This is a genomic window from Pseudobutyrivibrio ruminis CF1b (genome assembly GCF_000424005.1).
GTDB lineage: Bacteria > Bacillota > Clostridia > Lachnospirales > Lachnospiraceae > Pseudobutyrivibrio > Pseudobutyrivibrio ruminis_C.
On the sequence record NZ_KE384121.1, the window covers coordinates 103644 to 121541 of the forward strand.

Sequence of the window (17898 nt, forward strand, 5' to 3'; positions counted from 1 at the left end):
TCCTTGCTTCTACTTTCTGTATGCCTTGTCAACAACATTGATTGTAACCTCAGCCTCGTATTCTGTTCCGCAGAACTCATAAGAAACTGTGATGGTCTTCTTTCCTGTCTCCGCTGTAACATCCTCAGGAACTGTAACCTTAAGACCTTCATTTATAGTTACTCTCTTGCCATTTTCAAGAGTTGCTCTGATTCTAATATCATCAGTCTTAACTGTCTCACCAACAACATACATTCTTACTGACTTCTGAACTCTTGAAGACTTGATAACCTCAGATGCCTTCACTGTTCCTTCAGCAACCTTTTCTGTAAAGAATGTAGCCTCATCTGCCTCTGGCTCCTCTGTAAGGATAAGCTTGCCATTAACTGATGCAAGATAATATCCGTGATGTAATGCACTTTCGAATGTTACGCCCTTGCCTGAAAGACCCTTGATTGTTCTAAAGGTCATAGCCTTTGCCTCATCCTTTGTACCATTTACATCCTGTGAAAGAACAACACTATAATTACCATTCTTGTCAGCCTTACCAACTGCAAGATACATACCTGGCTTGTAGTTAGATTCGATTGATACTAATGCTTCGTTATTCTTGTTGAGCTTTCCTGGGTTGATTTCCCATTCAGCATTCTCACCGTCATATACGAAATCACATCCAACAGTCTTGCCTGTCATTGGATAATCAGCATCATCACGTGTATTTTCGAATTCCTTTACGAAGATTGTGTTCTTCTTAGAATCAAAAATCTTGCTGACTGTTCCTGTGAGACCAACTGCTGTCTTCTTAATATATGGAATGCTTCCGTCTGCGTTTACCTTAAACTCTTCACAGCAGGCAACTCTTCTGAAACCACTTCCGTGAGGAAGGCTACCATCGTGATATACGAAATATGTATGACCCTTGAAATCAAATACTGCCATATGATTTGTATTTGATGTAGCACTTGGCTCCATTACAACATCTCCGAAGGTCCATTCATTATTGAGGAAGTCCTCCAGACTATCGCAATATGCATAAGCCATCTGCTCTCTCCAGTCATAAGCGAAGAACATGTAATATCTGTCCTTGCCGTTTGCAAGCTTGTGCTTGTAGTAGTAAGGAGCCTCTGTAAACTGATGTCCACTTGGCATTCCCTTAATTACGCCAACTTTGATATCAGCGTTCTTCTTGTCAGATGCCTTCTCCACTGAAAGCTTATCCTCGTTTCCATCCTTATCAACGATAGAAATCATATCCTCCTTAAGCTCGCAGTTGAAGAATCTTACGTTGCCCCAGCCAAGGATGCGGTGTTCATTGCCATCTTCATCCTTCTCAATCCAGAAGGTTGGGTCAATGTCTTCCCAAGTGCTGACGCCGTCATAGGTATCAACATTCTTTACAAGTGGCTTTCCGATATCCACAAATCCACCTGTAGGAGAATCTGAAACAGCAACGCCGATGCACTTGCCACCACCATAGCTGCCCTTTGCCTCTGAGCAATAGTAGAAGTAATACTTACCGTTATATTTAACCACCTGTCCAGCCCATGCACTATTCTTATCCTGTACCCAAGATATATCAGAATCATTAAGGAACTCGCCCTCGTATTTCCAATTCTTCATATCCTTAGATGAGTAGCATCTCCAGTCTGGCATCACATAACTTTCGTTAGAAGATGTATCGTGGCCAACATACGCATATACGGTATCACCATCTACGAGAATAGAAGGATCTCCACCATAAAGCACATCGCCATTCTCATCAAAGCCAAGCATTGGGTTACCTGAGTTGCTCTTCTCAAGAACAATTTCTTCTGCCTCATCATCAAAGTCGTTCCAATCAGAACCTGTAAGAGCTGAATACTCATCAGCTGTGATTGGCATTACATAACCGTGACGATACTTAATCTTGTTGTAAGAACCAAGCTTGTCATCAGCAACAAATTCAAAGTCACCAGATGCTAAATCTGTAGTAACTACTGGATAGTAACCCTGACCTCTTGCGAATCTGTCGATAAGCAAGCACCACTGATCCTCACCAGCCTCATTCTTCTCGTTGAGCTTGAAGATGATTGGTCCCTCTACTGCACCAACCTTTCCAGGAAGTGTCTTATCAAGGAACTTAGAATTAATATCTGTAAAGTTTCCAAGAACTCTGTCTGCCACGTCAATCTTTATTGATCCGTTAGACTCGTTCTTTGTGTAACGATAATACTTTCCATCGTTACCCTTAATCATTGTAGAATCGATTACCTTAATGATTACGCCATCACTGTTGCGTCCACCTTCGTGGTAAAGCTTAGGCTCAGTGAAGTGTACGAAATCACGTGTCTTTGCATAGTAGATTGCATGATTCTCATAATCCTGAGTAATCTTCTCGTTCTCATCTACCTCAAGTCTTGTAGCTGACCAGTAAACAACATACTCGCCTGTTACATCATCGTAAACAAATTCTGGAGCCCAGGTACAACCTGCATTTTCTGGAGCGATTTCTGCAAGCCATGGCTTTGACCAGTGAACCAAATCACTTGATTCCCAAACAACGATGCTGTGGCTTCCGTTGCTACCAGCAGCTGGCCAAGCATTTGCCTTATTGTGATAAATGCTAAGGTCAGTAGAAATCATGTAGAACTTGTCACCCTCAGGTGTTCTTGCGATATACATATCACGAAGACCACTCTCGCCGATTGTACTTGTTATGATTGGGTTATTGTTGTTAAGGTCTTCCCAGTTGAATCCATCAGTTGAAACAGAGAAGTATACCTGCTCATCACTTGCTGCACCTTCTGTACCAGTGAAGTGAACGAATAAGTATCCAACATATTCATCAACATCCTTTGGAGCCTTGACTACCTTGCAGTTGTATGTCTTTGTTACACTCTCATCACCCTTAGAGAATGTAGCAGTAAGTGTTACATTTGTATCCTTATCCTGACGTGTAACCACACCGGCTGGAGTTGCATCATAACCAGCATTCTTTACTGTCTTTGTGCTGATTACCTTTTCATCAGAAGATTCCCAAGAAATGCTTACGCCATTTACCTCTGAAGGAAGTGAGATATTGCCCTTAATCTTGTTCATATTAGGAATAACGTAGTTATTAGCTACATAATTTACATCCCCGATTTCCTCAAGGCGGGCAACCTTGCCTGCGACATAAAGTCTTGCAACATCATCGTTCTTGTAAGCTCTGTTGTATACCTTTACGTTGTCAAAGTAACCTCTGAAATAATCATCTGCTGAGTAGAATGATTTACCAAGATATCCAAGTAAATCCTCTCCCAAATCAGAAACCTTCATTCCAGTTTTCTTGTTAACTCCGATAAGTTTTCCATCTCTGTAAAGAGACATCTTCGAACCATCAACTACGATTGTGATGTTAATCCATGTGCTTGCTGTGTTTGGATACTTAGCTGAATCCTCAACCTTCTGCTCTGCACCACCACCGCTTTTGGTAATAGCAAGCTTCTCTGCTGTAGGCATTGCCTTGTAGAATAAGTACTTGCTGTTGTCCTGACCAAAGGTGAATGTAAAGTAATTTCCAGTTCTTGTAACTTCCTTCACATCAAAGGAAATTGTCATCTTATTTCTGTTATCAAAGAATCCCTTAGGGAATTCAAGATAAGAATTGCTTCCGCCTACTGAATCATCACCGCTAAGGTAAAGCACCTTGCCGTAGTCATCATCTGAAACGTACTCGCCTTTGTATGCCTTTCCGTCATTTCCATTTCCTGAAGCATCCTTAACAATGCCCTTTGAAAGAGTTTCATTGAAGTTGTACTCTAAGATAGGCTCAGCCTTAATCTCCTCACCTTCAACTACTACGTTAACCCTGAAAGTGTCTCCGCCCTTAATGAAATCCTCAGAGCTGAGATTAAAGATTGGAAGTCCATCCTCATCAAACAATACCGTCTTTACGTATGCATTTCTGCATGGATCGTAAAGTGGATCTCCGCTGTGTGTAGCGTGTGTTCTTGACTCTCTTGCATGATAAACAATTACAAGATTTCCGTTCTCATCATATGTAAATGAGTTGTGACCTGGACCTGAAACTTCGTCATCAAAATCTGAGCTTGTAAGAATAGGATATGGAAGCTTTGTCCAGTTGCTAACATCAGTAAGGTCAGCTCTCTCATCAGCATACATAAGTCCCACACAGTACTCTGAACCTGTTCCTGATGCAGAGAATGTCATGTATACCTTGCCATCCTTGTGGAATACACCTGGACCTTCATTTACCTTGTATCTTACAAGTTCCCAAGCGAACTCTGGCTTTGTAAGAAGCTTAGCTTCACTTGTAAGCTGAGTAGGATTTTTAGGATCGATTGTTGCGATGAATAAGTAGCTTAATCCATCAGGGTTCTTAAGATTCTTTGTCTCGTCTGCCCAGATAAGATAATGCTTTCCACCTGCCTCGAAGTATGTCATATCAAGTGACATAGCATTTAAAATATTGTCTCCGCTAACAGGCTTTACAAGCTCTGGCTCACCCCATTTTTCAGCATCAAGCATGCTCTCCTTCTTTGGATTACCTTCAAACTTGATCATAAATGGGCGGATGTTAAATGTTGTGCCACTGCCTGTATTAAGACCTGCTGTTGCAACCAGGTACCAGCTATTACCAATCTTGTGCATCTCAGGTGCCCAGATAAATCTGCCAAGGCTCTTGCTTGTATTCTCATCCCAAACACTAACCTCTTCAGCTGTGGCAAGACCCTCGATTGTCTTTGCACGTCTTAAGATGATTCTGTCGTAACCATCTTTATCACCATTTCCATCCATTGGATATGAAGCTGTGAAATAGTAATATCCATCATCTTCATTGTAGACAACATATGGATCTGCTCTCTCTGGAATGAGCGGATCAGCTGCGTCAGTGAAGTTTCCTGAACCACCAATCACACCTTCAAGTGTGTATGTTCCAGGAAGCTCTAAATCTACATTGTCAACACTATCCTCTGTAAATCTAAGTGAGTATGTCTTTTTAGTTCCATCAGAATACTCAGCCTTAACTGTGTTCTTCTTGATGTACTTCTCGAGAATCTCTCTGAATTCTTCCTGTGATGTGAGGGCATCAACTTTGATTACATCAGTTGGAAGTTCACTGAGAGATGTGTTGTAAGGATTAGTAAATTTCTCTACTACTTTTTCATATTCTGCATTTGTAAGACCGATTTCTGAACCATAAACAGCATCAGAAGGGGCACCGGTCATATCCTTGATTGTATAATCGATTCTTACAGGTCTGCTGAATTCCTTCATGTCCTTTGAATGAATGAAGTATGTACCATCAGCAGTTCCAAGATAAATCTCATATCTCTCATCTGTAAGATCATATACAGCCTGAATCTTTCTCACATCTGAAACATCACCGGTATCGATTGCTGTCTCATTTGCGTATGTAATCAAATCCTCAGATGTATATGTAATAATCTGGCTTCCTTTTCCATCAGCGGCTACCAGATAGAAGGTTTCGCCATCAGCGCTACGCATAACAGTTGGAGCTGAAAATGTTTTGTTGCCAACTGCTGTGTAGAGGATTGGCTGATTCTTATGAAGTGCCTTGAAGCTTCCGTTTTCTTCTGCGGCAATCTTCATACCACCATCCTGACCTGTGGCTGGACTGTTGCTAACATATGTAGCAACATCCTTTCCTTCTTTTAATACAATAAGTCGGAATTCTTTCTCGACGTCATTTTCACCATCATTATATTTAGCTGTAAGTGTTACCTCTTTGTCCCTTGAAGAACGTGTAACCTTACCATCAGCGGTAATTACATCTTCATCGCTTGTAGACCAGGTAATCTTTTTCTCCTTATATTCTCCAGGTAGATCAATATCATCTGTAACATAACCTAAGTTTAAAGAAAACTCTGTTTCTGTTACCTTGCCAGCCTTACGATTTATATAGTTCTTATATAAATCAGCTACCTGCTCTTCTGTGAGTGCACCTGCGTATACTTGATAATTATCAAGCTTAGCCTTGCAGTACTCACCACTTCCCCAGTTTGCTTTACCAATATTGAAAATTGGTGATGTGCCAAGAATACTTGTAAGCGCATCATCTGATGCAGCACTACCAGCAACTTCTCCATTTATATAAGCAACTGTTTCATCTTTTCCATAAACAATTTCTACGTGATACCAGCTATTTGTTGAAAGTGAAGGTGCAAAATTACCAGCTCGGCCTTCGTCAAATCTTTCTATATTAAGCTTCGAACCATTCTGGAATCCACCAATGTAGTGTAAATTGCTTTCACTTCTTGCTGAAGTATCATTTGCTGCAAAATACAGCCAGTCTGTGTTTGTTCTTTCGAAATAAACATCTGCTGCAATGGAAACTTCATCAAGCCCTGCAAGAAGACTGCTTCCATCCTTCTTTGTTACTGAAAGGAACTGATTACTTCCATTCAGCGCAATTGCTGAACCAGCATTGCCATAACTCTTTACAACATCGTAAGATCCTTTTGCAATGGCCTCAGCCCCAGTAATATCATCGCCATTTTCAAGGTCTTCAAAATTGAAATCCGCCAAGAGCTCCAAGCTCTGCTTTTCTTCCTCCTCGTCATCTTCTTCAAGGTCTTCTTCAGCTTCAAGCAACTCACTGTCAGCCTCTAAAGCATCCTCTTCCAAAGAAGCTTCTTCGGAAATTTCTTCTTCAGCATCATCAACGGAATCTGTTGATTCCTCATCTTCAGAAACCTCTTCCTTCTCCTCAGAAGTTTCCTCTTCCGTTGAATCTGAAGAATCAGCTGTAGAAGAATTTTCTTCTACTGTTGTCTCGTCAGTCTCTGTAGCCTGAACCAAATTAAGACCTGAGCCAGGTGTTATACCTGACCAGGCCATAGCTAGTGCAAGAGAGACTGCCAGGAGACGTTTCATCTTTTCTCCATGCTTCATTCTTATTCCCCCAATTTGATTAGAGTAGTTATGCTAATGCAGCTACGCCCCAAGTAGCGACACTAGCGGGTACACTAAAAATTTTATGTTATAGCCTGATTAGGGTAAATAGAATTTCTTTCACAGTTTCGTCACAGCTTTCGTAAAAATTTAGCCTTGATTAAAAAAAGGTAGAAAATTTTTAGATAATCTACCTAAAAATTTTCTACCTATAAATCTAAAATATTTTTATTTTATTTAAACTAGTTATCTTTACAGCACATCATTTCTTTTTATATATGCAGGTGTTACGGATTCAGATACAATCTTCTTCACGTTCTTAACCTTAACCCATTTATCAATTACCGCATTTTCGATATAGGTTCCATCACTGATATCAGAATATGAAAGTATGATGGAATTCTTTATTATAGCGCCCTTTCCAATATGAACATGACGTCCAATGATAGAGTTCTCAACAGTTCCTTCAATAGTAGCAGCATTACATACCAGCGAATTTACAACCTTAGCACCTGGATAATAGTGTGTAGGGCAGGCATCTGTGGTATGGGTATAGAATGGCCAATCCTGCTTGAAGAAATCCATCGCTGTACCATAATCCAAAAGCTCCATGTTTGCCCTGTAGAAGTCATCAAGACTGGTGATTGCTGCAAAATATCCCTTATGCTGATATCCTCTGATATCAAGGGTGTCGCAGCTTAAGGCAATAATATCTGCAAATGAATAAGCACTTGATTCTCTTTTTGCCTTCTTAATCAAAGCAATAAACAAATCCTTGGACATTACATATGTGTCCATGCTGATGTTCTTATCCTTTGCGGTGCCCATATTTCTTGTGAGACTCTGAACACCCTTCTGCTTATTCAGCTCCACAACATTACATGCTCTATAGTATTCCTTAGCCTGATCAACCTTGTGATAAAGGAGTGTGATATCATTACCTGCTTCCACATGCTCATCTAAAAGCTTTTGGAAATCCTGCTTATACACCATGTAGCTAGGGGCTACGATTACATAGTCCTGAGGCATACGCTCAAGCTGCTCCAGGTTTTCCATGTATGCAGTAATATCAGTATTATAAATTGAATTTGCACCATTCTGCTGTGTAAAAAGAAGCTGCAAATTACCACGTTTTGAATTGATATTATAGTGACGACCTGAACCAATGTGTTCAACAAGGGAACGTGGTCTACTGTTCAAATATACGTGTATACGATTTATACCACTGTTACTCATGTTAGAAAGTGGGAAATCGATTACACGAAATCTTCCGATAAATGTGAAGGCTCCGATTGGACGATAATCATGAAGACCTTCAACTCTGATATAGTTAGGTGCTGAATTTATTACACCAAATGCTTTATTTGCCATAGCTTAGTCCTCCCCCTTTACATTTTTTGCAACAAGAAGGATTTCTTCACTCTTCTTTTCTCCTACCTTTGCATTCTTTCCGATGCGTACATTTTCTGCCACGAGAGCTCTAGTAACAACTGCCCCCTCCTCGACGATAGCACCAGGCATCAAAACAGAATCGATAACCTTTGCCCCCGGAGCAATTTTGCAGTTTGTGAAAATGACTGAACGCTGTACAGTTCCACCCACTGCAGCACCCTGATTAATGTATGCACCATCAATCTTGGCTGTTGAAGCAATGTACTGAGGCGTGATACCACTGTCCTCTGTGTAAATCTTCCATGATGTATCATCGAGATCCAGCTCGTTGTCACTATCAAGAAGATCCATGTTTGCTTCCCAAAGCGAATCGATAGTTCCTACATCCTTCCAGTATCCTGAGAACTCGTAAGCACAAAGCTTCTTGCCATCATTTAACATAACAGGAATGATATCTTTTCCAAAGTCATGATCTGAATCTGGATTTTTCATATCCTCCACAAGAAGCTTTCGAAGAGTCTTCCATGTAAAAATATAGATACCCATAGATGCCAGATTGCTCTTTGGCTTAGCTGGCTTCTCTTCAAACTCGATGATACGTCCCTGGCCATCAGTATTCATGATACCGAAGCGACTAGCCTCTTTCATAGGAACACCACGAACAGCTATAGTAGCATCTGCCCCCTGCTCCTTATGATAGGTAAGCATTTTGTCATAATTCATTTTGTAAATGTGATCCCCAGATAGTATCAGAATATACTCTGGGTCATAGGCATCTACAAAATCTATATTTTGAGAAATAGCATCAGCTGTTCCTCGATAAACATCAAGACCTGAATCTGCTTTCTCTCTTGGTGTTAAGACAAATACACCACTATCCTTTGTATCAAGTCCCCATCTACCTCCAGCGGCAACATAGCTGTTCAAAAGAACAGACTCGTACTGTGTAAGAACACCTACAATATCTACGCCTGAATTGGCGCAATTACTAAGTGGGAAATCAATGATGCGGTATTTACCGCCATAAGAAACTGCTGGTTTAGCCACCTTGTTGGTCAAGTCATGTAGACGACTGCCTCGGCCACCAGCTAAAATCATAGCTAGCATACTGGTCTGAGCCATATATTATTCCTCCCTCGACAAATAATAACATTACATTCTCTTAATTAATATTCTAATAGTTTTGCACAAAAGTCGCAACGAAAATAATATATTTGTTGTGAAAATTTACAGATAAATTTAGCGCTATTTGATTTGGCTTTTTATGAAATGATATTGCTGAGTATTGTCATACTTTTCAAATAATTCTGAATATAAAAAAATAGTGATTTTTCTATTGACGAATGGATAAAACCATAGTAATATATGTCTTGTCGCTGAGGCAAACACCTAAACGACAGACAACATGGTTCCTTGGTCAAGCGGTTAAGACGTCGCCCTCTCACGGCGAAAACAGCGGTTCGATTCCGCTAGGAACTGCTAAAAAAGAGCATCGCAGATTGCGATGCTTTTTTTTAATCTACAGTCACTTCCATCTTTACGTTCTTCCAGTCAAGAATTGGTCTGGCATCAGGTGTGAATAAGTTATCTACTGGAATATCCTCGCGGTTGAAAAAGCGATGTTCCAACACCTCAGAATCCTCATCAGAAATGGTTCCTGTATAAGTATCAGTAATAAAGATAACCGATAACGAATAAACCACATCCTTATTTGGATATGTTATTACTCTATCTTCTCCAGAATACAGTCCAAATAATCTAAGGTTATCCACATGAATTCCTACTTCTTCAAACAGCTCTCTTTTCGCTGCCTGCTCGTAAGTCTCATATGCATCCAATGCACCACCTGGCACGCACCATTCTCCAGTATCACTTCTCTTCTGAAGAAGCACCTGTCCCTTATCATTTTCTATTAAGACACCACAGCCTACTCCTATAAGCAAATCATGTCCTACGTATTTACGAAGTTTTCCTATGTAATCCATTTTATGTCTCCTATTATTTTTCTAGTAAGTATTATCTAGTCCTGCTTAAAGCTGCTGCAATTGAAACACCTACCATCTCATTATATGGAATCATTGTAGCTTGTAGGGCATGATAAATATCACATTTGCCCGGCCAGACTGTGTCCAGAAGTTTGTTGTTCTGGTCCAGCTGATGGAACCAGGAACCAGTCTCATGGTCAAAAACATACTTATCTAGATATTCCATAAATGCAGCGTAGTCTTCCTTATACTTTTCATTGCCTGTCACTCTGAACAAAACTGCAGAAGTATTAATTGCCTCAGCAAGTGTCCAGTGCATTCTGTCATGGACGATTGGTTTGCCATCCCATCCAGTGGTGTAGCAGATACCAGGTGCTCCATCTACATTCCAGCCATCTTCTATGGCGCGATTGTATAGTTTTTCAGCTATCTTGATATAGTCATTTACATTCTCGCCATTGCTTCCGTATGTGGAGATGGCCCACTGTACTATAAGCCTTGCCCACTCGATACCATGCCCTGGTGTAGCACCATATGGTTTGAAGCAATCATCAGGCTTATCCTTATTGCACTCTAAATCAGGTATCCAGTCACTTGTAAAATGCTCAGGAATTCTGTACTCATTGTCGCGAGCCCATCCGATTACAAAATTTATAATTCTTCCAGCGCGGATTCGATAGTTTTCATCATCCAGCGCATCTGCCACTGCAAGAAATGCTTCCACGGAGTGCATGTTTGCATTCATGCCACGATATTCATCCAGCTTTGTAAACTCGGTATTCCAGGTATCAACTGATAGTCCCCTATCCCCCTCCCAGAAATGTGCATCATAAGCTGCGATAGCCGATTTGAGCAATTCCTTTGACTTTGGACGCTTTGCAAGATAGGCAGAAGTAGCAGCCAATATTACAAATGCATGGGCGTAACACTGCTTATTTGGCAAATAATCTCCATCTGATGTAATCCCAGCATACCATCCGCCGTGATCCTCATCATAAAGCTCTCCTAAAAGGCCTTTTAAAGCTGTATCCGCCAATGCTTCGCTTCCCTCATGACCAAGCATCACGCCAAGAGAATACACATGGGCCATACGGCTTGTTATCCAGGTTTCACGAGGTCTGTCCTTCCAAGGAGTGCCATCATCTCCTAAATAATAAGAGCCTCCACCAGGGGATGGAAACTGGTGTCCAAAGGACAGCAGACTGTTTCTCATCTCTCTGACAAAGGCTTTGTTTTCAGGTGTATCAAGTTGGTATTTTCCCATAGTAGATATCCCCCTTATCCACTGATGCTGAATTAATCTAGTAACCCTATCTTTTTTAATGCTTGAAAAACCCCTTCTTCGTCGTTGCTCGAAGTGATGTTAAAATCGGCTTTCATATCCTCTGGAGCATTCTCCATCAAAAATGGTGCACCAACAGTTTTTAACATCTCAATATCATTATAATGGTCTCCGAAGGCAACTGCATCAATTTTATTTATATTTAATTTTTCGCAAAACATTTCTACTGCAATTCCCTTGTTTACTCCCTTTTCCATCACCTCAAGGAGGATATCAGATGACTTAACAATAGAAAGGGAAGGATATTTTTTCTTAAGAACAGCTTCAATTTCATCTATTTCGTCAGGGTTGCACATACAAAGGAATTTACCTATTTCCATACCATTTGGAATATCATCCACGGTGCCTTTTGTGGACTGAACTTCAACGATATTTTCCTCATTGATGACTCTCTCATCGGATTTGTCATTTACAATCCAATCATCCATGGTATATACATTCCAGGTGCAATCCCAGCCTTCTTCCGTTATTACCCTTATCAGGCTTGAAACAGTAGACTTGCTGATACCTTTCGAAAAAATAATTTCTCCATCCTCTCCCAAAATCAATGCCCCACTGTAGCATATGATAGGAGCCACAAAATTATATCTTCGAAAAATAGGATAAACTCCAGATGGTCCTCTGGCTGTCACTATGACAAATGGAATGCCCTGACGCTTCAAATTTTTAATGGCATTTTCGGTATTTTCTGACATTCTATGATTGCTGTTTAAAAGCGTTCCATCGATGTCACTAAAAACTATTTTGTAATTCATGCTGTCTCCCTTATCTAGTAACTTAATAGTTCTACAGGAAAATTATAGGCCCCTAAAAGATAAAGGGGCAGGACTATAGAAATCCTGCCCCTAAATTATAACCTAAAAATATTATTTCAAAAGCTCTAATCTTGAAGGGTCGTTAGCAAATACTTCCTTTGCGTTGTCTTTTGTAACAACTACTGGTGGTAATTCGTAAATACGAACATTCTTAACACCATTGTCTACTTCTACATCTGTTGCAGGCATACCATTGCCAGCCTTAAGAGAATCGATGATTTCGATTGTCTTTGCTACAAGATCATTTGTTGGCTTTGCAACAGTAGAATACTGACGTCCTGACCATACCCACTCAACTGACTCATTCTCAGCATCAAGACCAGATACTACAGGAATTTCCTGACCAGCATTCTCGCATGATGTGATAATTGCACGAGCGATACCATCGTTAGGTGAAAGAACACCATCGATTTCCTTGTCTGAGTAGTTACCTGCAAGAAGTGAATCCATTCTTGACTGTGCCTTAGCATTATCCCAATCAACAGTTGCACACTGTGTGAAATCTGTCTGTCCAGATACAACTACAAGTGTTCCATCGTCAATCTTTGGCTGTAATACTGACATAGCACCTGTGAAGAAGTTTGGAGCATTAGGATCAGCAGGGCCACCACCGAAAAGCTCGATGTTATATGGAGGCTCACCCTTCTTCTCCTCAAGTCCCTGTAAAAGAGCCTGAGCCTGAAGCTCACCAGTCTTTACAGATCCAAACTGTACTACACCATCAACACCTGATGTGTTTTCAAGAAGACGGTCATAGCCGATTACATATACGCCAGCTTCCTTAGCCTGCTCAAGGACAGCACCAAGCTGCGAACCATCAACAGGACCTACAACGATAACCTTTGCACCGTTCTCAATCATAGACTCAATCTGCTGTTGCTGCTGAGTAACCTTCTGGTCAGCTGCCTGAACGATTGGCTTGTAGCCTGCCTCTTCAAGCTGTGCTGTAAACATTTCCTCAGCCTCTTTCCAGTTCTGAGTTCCAAGCCATGGAAGAGAAACACCAATTGTTGCCCCATCCTCAAAGCCTGGGAATGACTCCTCTGCTGTTGTCTCTGTTGTTGCAGCCTCTTCTGTAGTCTCGGCAGCTGTATCTGTTGTAGCAGCCCCCTCTCTACTTCCCCCACATCCGGTGAATGTAGCAAATGCCATTGTTGCTACCATTGCCATAGATAAAAGTGTTCTTTTTTTCATTAAATACATCCTCCTAGTTTTTATTTTGAAAAAATTCTACCGATGATAGAACTCTTTCCGTTCTTTTTGTTATATACATCAAAGGCTACTGCTGCAAGAAGTACAAAGCCCTTGATAACCTGTGTCTTATCGGCACCAACACCCATAAGCATAAGACCATTGTTAAGAACTGCCATAACCATACCACCGACGATAGTAGCAAGGATTGTACCAACACCACCTGATACTGCTGCACCACCGATGAATACAGAAGCGATAGCATCCATCTCCCATGAAGTACCATCTGCAGGGCCAGCTGCTGTTGAACGTCCTACGAAAAGGATACCTGCAACTGCAGCAAGGAATGACATGTTCATCATTGTAAGGAAATAAGTTCTCTTTACATTTACACCAGATAAAGCTGCTGCCGCCTTGTTACCACCAACAGCATATACGTGGCGACCAAACTTTGTGCGCTGTGTAATGATGTGGTAGATAATTGTTAAAAGCAAAAGTATAAGGCCTGGTACTGGGAATGATGTTCCAACTCGTCCTGAACCAAAAAGGTATGTAAAATATCCGATAAGCACAGTCATAAGTGCGATTCTTGTTACTACAGCCCAAAGTGGGGTTTCACCAACCGGGGAGTTCTTTGAGCGGTTGTATTTACGAATCTGGCCAACTGCGAAACATACAATTCCAATAAGTCCAAGAACGAGTGTAGAATTGTTCATTCCTGTAAATGAAGGACCCCATTCAGGTAAGTATCCAGCACCGAACCACTTAAGCTCTTCTGGAGCTGGAACTGAAATTGAACGAGAAATCCAAATTACACCACCACGGAAAATCATCATGCCACCAAGTGTTGTGATGAAGCCTGGTATTCCAAGCTGTGACAGGAAGAAACCATGCCAAGCACCAGCTAAAATACCAATAGCAAGAGCAATAAGAACCGCTACCCACCAAGGTACATTGTAGTTTTTAGCCACCAGTGCCATTACCATTCCGGCGAAGCCCGCCACAGAACCAACAGACAAATCAATCTGCCCAATTACGATTACCATAAGCATTCCAAGTGCAAGCACAAGGACATAAGCATTTCCAGATAAAAGATTCTGGAAGTTTGATGAAGTAAGCATTCTTCCATCTGAAATAACATTAAAAATAAGTATCAATAAGCCTAACGCAACTACCATTGTGTATTGGCGAAGATCCCCACCCAATACCTGTTTTATATATTTCATAAATCTATCCTTCCTTTCAAAATACCAAGTATATTTAGGTTTTTGTTTTTCCTCAGAAAAACAAGAACTAGACTAAGAGTTCGATGTGATTGTCATCTTCTTCATTAAGCTTTCCTGATTTGCTTCATAGCTCATCATCTCACCAGTAATTGTGCCCTCGAAAATTGTGTAAATTCTATCTGCCATTCCAAGAAGCTCTGGAAGCTCTGAAGAAACAAGAATTACTGCCTTTCCCTGATCTGCCAACTGATGAATCAGCTTGTAGATTTCGTATTTTGCACCTACATCAATTCCTCGTGTAGGCTCATCCAAAATCAAAATATCAGGCTCGGTAAACATCCATTTTGAAAGGACTACCTTTTGCTGATTTCCACCTGAAAGAGTTGTAACTCCAACATCAATACTTGATGTTTTTATCTTGAGTGATTTTCTGTATTCCTCGGCAGCTGACTGCTCCATATCAGGACTTAAAAGACCACCCTTTGTTATCTTATCAAGGTCAGCTGAAACCACTGTTTTTCTGATTGAATCAAGCAGATTCAGACCTAAGTTTTTTCTATCCTCTGGAACGTAAGCAATACCATTTTTGATTGCCTGCTCAACTGAATTAAGGGTCACCTCACGGCCCTTTATCTTTATAGAACCACCTCTGTAGATTCCATAATTTTTACCGAATATAGAACGCATCAGCTCTGTTCTACCTGCGCCCATAAGACCTGCAAATCCTACGATTTCACCAGCCCTTACATTGAAGCTTGAGTTCTTGCAAACCATTCTGCCTGCAACCTCTGGATCCTCAATGCACCAGTTTTTTACCTCGAAAATAATATCGCCAATCTTTGGCTCATGCTCTGGATATCTGTTTTCGATTGAACGACCAACCATAGATTTAATGATTTGATCCTCATCAACCTTACCAGCCTCCACATCGTAGCTTTCCACTGTGTGTCCATCGCGGATAACTGTTACTGCATCAGATACCTCTGCAATTTCGTTTAATTTGTGGGAAATCATGATACAGGTGATTCCCTTATCTCTAAGTCCCTTCATCAGCTCTAAAAGATTTGCTGAATCTGCTTCATTTAATGCTGATGTTGGCTCATCCAAAATCAAAAGCTTTACGTTTTTTGACAATGCCTTTGCAATTTCTACCAGCTGCTGCTGTCCAACACCCAAGTGCTTTATTAATGTGTCTGGGTTAATTGTAAGACCTACTTTTTTGAGAATCTCGCTTGTTTTAGCTCTCTCCTCTGCCCAATTTATCAATCCCTTATGAGTAATTTCATTTCCCATGAAAATATTTTCAGTGATTGAAAGTTCAGGAATCATTGTCAATTCCTGATGAATGATTGCAATGCCTGCATGTTCAGATTCTTTGATGTTTTTGAATTTCATTTCCTGGCCCATATATATGATTTTCCCATCGTAGGTACCATATGGGTAAACACCTGACAGAACCTTCATCAGCGTGGATTTTCCTGCTCCATTTTCACCGCATATTGCGTGAATGGAACCTGTGTGAACATTGAGATTTACATCATCCAACGCTCGTACACCTGGAAATTCTTTCGTAATCCCTTGCATCTGAAGGATATAAGAATTGCGTTCCATAGTTAATACTTCCTCCCTTTTATTACCTAAAACAAGCTCTATTTTCTAACTAGATACTCGCTTGGTTTCCTAAGCATTTTGTCAGTTGCTATCGCAGCTGCACCGTAAAGTGTAGGGTCGATTGTAAGCTCTGATATTTTTATCTGCACCCTACTGCTGATTTCTGGTAAAATCCGCTCCTTCACAATCCTGTTTATTGTTGGAAGCAAAAGATTTCCTCCCTGAGAAATGCTGTCGCCAATTACTATGATTTCTGGATCATAACCATTAATTAAGGTTACGCAGCCATAGCCTATGTACTCAGCTATCTCATCTACCAATTCGAGGGCTTTCTCATTCCCCTCCTTTGCAGCAATAAAAACTTTATTGCATGCTTCCCATCTATTTGTAATTTCCTCCTGAAAAATTTCAGGAAGAAGCTTTTTGGCTTTCTTCAGCATGGCTGTTGCTGAACAATACAGCTCCAAGCAGCCTCTGTTTCCGCACTCACAAGCTGGTCCATTTACATCTATGCTGATGTGTCCTATCTCACTTGCTATGCCTAGATTCCCAAGCAGCAATCTGTCGTGATCAACTATCCCTGAACCAACTCCCTCTCCCACAAGGAAGTAGGTAAGCGAATTTAATGGTCTTCCATGATTTCCAAACCACCATTCAGCAAGTGCACCCGCATTAGCATCCTGCTCGATAAAAAATGGCTTATCAAATTCGTTTTGGAACTCATCTATAAAATTTACATCATGCCAGCTTGGCATCCTTGTTACCATGGCTATTCGACCTTCTTTTCTTAAATAAGGCCCAGGTACTGCCATTCCAATTGCAACAATGTTTTTGTATTTATTAAGCAGTTCATGAATTTGTTTTTTCATTTCAGCTAAAACATCTTCTGCAAATTCATCAAGGCCAAATTCTGTTTCCTGCTTCGTGTAATTTTTTCCACAAATATCAAAAACCCCGATTGAAAAAACATGCCTTGAAAACTTTACCCCAATAACCAGATTCTTTTCGGCATTTAGTCTGAGTCCGATAGAGCGACGATTGCCGTTTCCCCTGACAAAGCCCACCTCGGAAACAATTCCCATTTCAATTAGAACTGCAACTATTTTTGTGACAGATGCTTGTGTCAGGCCTGTCATTTTTGCTATATCCGCCCTGGAGCATCCATCAGTCTGCTGGAGTATTCTAACAATAGCTGAACGATTCATCTCCACTAAATCGTTTGTATTGTTCCCCGCTACCTCTTTTATTTTATCCATACCTTCTCTCCAGAAATTGTATTTCAAGAGTTAATTACTTAACGTTGTTAACACATTAATTCATGAGTGGGCTTCGGTCAATATAAATGCTAAAATTATTTGATTTTTGTAAATTTTAGTGATTTTAACATTGAATATTTTGTTAAATACACACAAATATGCGTATTATGTGACATTATGTGAGTATTTTCAGTCAACCTAATC

The 17898-nt window shown here is 40.6% G+C and carries 10 protein-coding genes and 1 tRNA gene; 1 reads left to right on the forward strand and 10 read right to left on the reverse strand.

The window, feature by feature from the left end; genetic code table 11:
• Nucleotides 1-9: 9 nt before the first annotated feature.
• The 3 genes from G592_RS17245 to G592_RS0114690 all read right to left on the reverse strand — a co-directional run bounded on the left by G592_RS17245 (nucleotide 10) and on the right by G592_RS0114690 (nucleotide 9390).
• Nucleotides 10-6876, reverse strand: coding sequence for a family 43 glycosylhydrolase (locus G592_RS17245; protein ID WP_051194958.1), 6867 nt, complete (start codon nucleotides 6874-6876; stop codon nucleotides 10-12).
• Between the two features lie 252 nt (nucleotides 6877-7128).
• On the reverse strand, nucleotides 7129-8247 hold the full coding sequence (glgD, locus tag G592_RS0114685; RefSeq protein ID WP_028248467.1) for a glucose-1-phosphate adenylyltransferase subunit GlgD: 1119 nt from the start codon (nucleotides 8245-8247) through the stop codon (nucleotides 7129-7131).
• Nucleotides 8248-8250: 3 nt separating this feature from the next.
• Nucleotides 8251-9390 carry a glucose-1-phosphate adenylyltransferase gene (locus G592_RS0114690; RefSeq protein WP_028248468.1) on the reverse strand — a complete coding sequence of 380 codons (1140 nt, stop codon included), beginning with the start codon at nucleotides 9388-9390 and terminating at the stop codon, nucleotides 8251-8253.
• A 285-nt stretch (nucleotides 9391-9675) separates the two neighbouring features.
• Between G592_RS0114690 and G592_RS0114695 the strand changes: the two genes are divergently transcribed.
• Nucleotides 9676-9747 (forward strand) — tRNA-Glu (locus G592_RS0114695).
• A gap of 35 nt (nucleotides 9748-9782) precedes the next feature.
• Here G592_RS0114695 and G592_RS0114700 read toward each other — a convergent pair.
• The 7 genes from G592_RS0114700 to G592_RS0114730 form a co-directional block, all read right to left on the reverse strand.
• Entirely contained in the window at nucleotides 9783-10253 is a 471-nt protein-coding gene (locus tag G592_RS0114700; protein WP_028248469.1) for an NUDIX hydrolase, read from the reverse strand.
• A 31-nt stretch (nucleotides 10254-10284) separates the two neighbouring features.
• Nucleotides 10285-11517 carry an AGE family epimerase/isomerase gene (locus G592_RS0114705; RefSeq protein ID WP_028248470.1) on the reverse strand — a complete coding sequence of 411 codons (1233 nt, stop codon included), beginning with the start codon at nucleotides 11515-11517 and terminating at the stop codon, nucleotides 10285-10287.
• A 32-nt stretch (nucleotides 11518-11549) separates the two neighbouring features.
• Nucleotides 11550-12350, reverse strand: a complete 801-nt coding sequence (locus tag G592_RS0114710) for a Cof-type HAD-IIB family hydrolase (RefSeq protein ID WP_028248471.1) — start codon at nucleotides 12348-12350, stop codon at nucleotides 11550-11552.
• A 111-nt stretch (nucleotides 12351-12461) separates the two neighbouring features.
• A complete protein-coding gene (locus tag G592_RS0114715) occupies nucleotides 12462-13604 on the reverse strand; it encodes a sugar-binding protein (RefSeq protein WP_028248472.1) in 1143 nt (380 codons plus the stop codon).
• A gap of 20 nt (nucleotides 13605-13624) precedes the next feature.
• A complete protein-coding gene (locus G592_RS0114720) occupies nucleotides 13625-14827 on the reverse strand; it encodes a sugar ABC transporter permease (protein WP_028248473.1) in 1203 nt (400 codons plus the stop codon).
• A gap of 72 nt (nucleotides 14828-14899) precedes the next feature.
• Nucleotides 14900-16438 (reverse strand): ATP-binding cassette domain-containing protein, encoded by a 1539-nt coding sequence (locus G592_RS0114725; RefSeq protein ID WP_028248474.1) that lies wholly within the window; start codon nucleotides 16436-16438, stop codon nucleotides 14900-14902.
• A 38-nt stretch (nucleotides 16439-16476) separates the two neighbouring features.
• Nucleotides 16477-17694, reverse strand: a complete 1218-nt coding sequence (locus G592_RS0114730) for an ROK family transcriptional regulator (protein ID WP_051194959.1) — start codon at nucleotides 17692-17694, stop codon at nucleotides 16477-16479.
• Nucleotides 17695-17898 lie beyond the last annotated feature (204 nt).